Below are 2,564 nucleotides of genomic sequence, written 5' to 3' on the forward strand. Positions count from 1 at the left end.
CTATGGAGATAAAGGCCTTGTGGGCTTCGTGCTAAATGATATTGAAGAATATTTCTACATTAGGAATGCTCAAAGTGATATTATAGGAATAATAGATTCTAATGGAACTCAAGTTATTTCATATACCTATGATACTTAGGGTAAGTTAATATCTATAGATTAAAAAGGAAACTCCTTTTCATATTCATTCAAATGAGTAAGTTCCACTAACCAAATTAAAATTCGGAGTGTCACTTAAGGCATTAGGAGAAAAGAATCCTTATAGATATAGAGGATATAGATATGATACAGAGACTGGATATTACTACTTACAATCAAGATATTATAACCCTGAGTGGGGAAGATTTTTAAATGCGGATACTATTGGTGGAAATGTAGGTGAATTATTATCACATAATACTTTTGCCTATTGCAATAATAATCCTGTAAATGCTAAAGACCCTAATGGATTTAGACCTATATATACTCAAGGAGAAGAAACAGCTGCAATGAGAAAAGCTTCATATAAGGCTATGGCAAAAGCTGCTCCAGCAATTAGTAATAAGCTGGGTTCTATAAGTACAAGTAAATCTAAATCAAGTTCCGGGTTTATATTGTCTGCGGTTACAGCAGTTGCCGATTCTGTAATTGGTAGCAAAATAGCTTCTAAGCTAGGTACATTTAGTAAGTATAGAGAGTGGACATACAATCCAAGTAATTATATATATAAACTTAAGTTAAACGGAGGGGGTAAAGCCCTTAATGGATTAAAAGGTGTAGGAGCAGTAACACTAGGAATAACTTCTATTCAAACTATTAATAGCATATGTAAAGGTGAAATATATGGCGCTGGGGTAGAATTAGGAGCTACAGCGTTAGGTATTGGAGCAGGTATTTTATCTAGTAGTTTAGCTACTTATGCCATTGGAGCATTTGGGTTAGTAGCAGCGCCAGCAGCTATAGTTACAGGAATAGGTGTAGGAGTTGGATTTTTGGCATCGGTAGGTATAAATATAGTAGCAGATAAGATGAAGAGTAATCATTATGGGAGGTAGTAATATTGAAAGAAAATACAAAATGGTTATGTATTATTATACCAATATTGGTAACGATAATAGGAAATATATTATATAATAGATATGGTAGTAAAGTGAAAAATAGAGTTTTTGCAATAGTATGTGTAGCAACAGTTTTGATAATTTTAATAGGTATCTCATACTTATTAATAAAAAGATATTATATATTGTCATTAGCATGTTTATGTGCCGTTATACCAGGTATAATTATTACCATGGGCTTATATACTGAAAATACAAACTTAGTTATTATAGGAACTGTGTTAATTATTATTGTCTTAATAGTAATGTATGTATTTTTAAAACTATATGTAAAAAACAAGAATAAATAATTTTTAAAATTGAAAGGTAAATACTTAAGAAGGTGATAGTTGTTCCAATCAAGCGGAATAACTATCACTTTTTCTTTCTATATGGTATTGATAGTTGGTAAATTATATAGAAGGAAAAAGATCATTTCGTGAAGAAATAATGAATGTACAATCAAGATATTATAATCCTGAGTTGGGAAGATTCTTAAATGCGGATGCTATTGGTGGAAGTATAGGAGCTCTAGAAGGTAGCTTTGGTGATGGGTTAAAAGAAATTCCAGATTATATTGAATATTGTGTCAATAGGCAAGCTTGGAGACATGGAGGAACATTAATTCCAGTAGAAGGTGCATTACTAATAACAGCAAGTACTCCAATTTGGGCAACTGCAGCTATAGGTGTAGGAACATTTGTAGCCGTAACTGCAGTTGGTGTAGCCATAGATTGGGGGCAACTAAAATAAAAGATAATATCTATGGGAGGTAAGTAAAATGAAGAAAAAGAATACTCTAAAGATAGGTGCATCAGTAGGTCTTTTTAGTGTACTAATTAGTAGAGTTTTATCTGAAAGATATGGAAATGATGCAAGAATAATGATTGGAGGAATATCAGTTATAATTGGAATAGGTATTATATTATTTATGCTATGTATGAAAGAGTATGTTATAGCATTACTATTATTAGGTATAATGCTACCAGGTATAATTGCAGTTATTGGTGTATGGTTAGAAAATGGGTATATTGTAGGAACTGGAGTAATATTGATATTTATTATTATGCCTATAATAATAAAAATTGCACCTAAATATAGAAAATGATAGACAGAGTGATAAAGAATGCATCATAAGGAGTAACATTTATCATTATTAAGATTAAATTATAATTGTAATTTAATAAAGAATTATTAAAAGTCAGTAGTAGTGAGTTGTTCACTTTACTGGCTTTTAATGATAAGTCTAATATAAAAAGTAACAATCTACAATTGATATATGTTTAAATGTGAAGGTGAAAGAACTCTAATATCAATAGAAGGAAATAATGTAGTATATGAAGAAATAATTATATGGAAGTAATGAGAGTAACAGAGTTCTTAGCTTATGGGGAGGATGAGTTTCTCTCACAGAAGGTTAGAAATCGTCATCTAGGGGTACTAGCCATGAGATAAAATTTTATATAACTATGGAGATAAAGGCCTTGT

General features: G+C 30.9%; 3 protein-coding genes and 1 pseudogene. All 4 read left to right on the forward strand.

The genetic code is table 11. The features are described 5' to 3' along the window. Window positions 1-28: 28 nt before the first annotated feature. A pseudogene (locus B2P65_RS18095) lies at window positions 29-449 on the forward strand (RHS repeat-associated core domain-containing protein); the annotation flags it as partial. 590 nt (window positions 450-1,039) lie between these two features. Then, complete coding sequence (locus tag B2P65_RS16245) at window positions 1,040-1,387, forward strand: hypothetical protein (protein ID WP_346880514.1); 348 nt, start codon at window positions 1,040-1,042, stop codon at window positions 1,385-1,387. Window positions 1,388-1,481: 94 nt separating this feature from the next. Next, a complete protein-coding gene (locus B2P65_RS16250; RefSeq protein WP_346880515.1) occupies window positions 1,482-1,829 on the forward strand; it encodes a hypothetical protein in 348 nt (115 codons plus the stop codon). 28 nt (window positions 1,830-1,857) lie between these two features. Continuing rightward, window positions 1,858-2,184, forward strand: a complete 327-nt coding sequence (locus B2P65_RS16255) for a hypothetical protein (protein WP_346880516.1) — start codon at window positions 1,858-1,860, stop codon at window positions 2,182-2,184. The last annotated feature ends 380 nt before the right edge of the window (window positions 2,185-2,564 follow it).

The sequence above is a fragment of the Clostridium sp. UBA3061 genome, from assembly GCF_002367465.1.
In the GTDB taxonomy this organism is placed as follows: Bacteria; Bacillota; Clostridia; order Clostridiales; family Clostridiaceae; genus Clostridium_J; species Clostridium_J sulfidigenes.

Coding starts and splice junctions, on each gene's coding strand:
- B2P65_RS16255 (WP_346880516.1), top strand. CDS start 1,858: ATGAAGAAAAAGAATACTCTAAAGATAGGTGCATCAGTAGGTCTTTTT.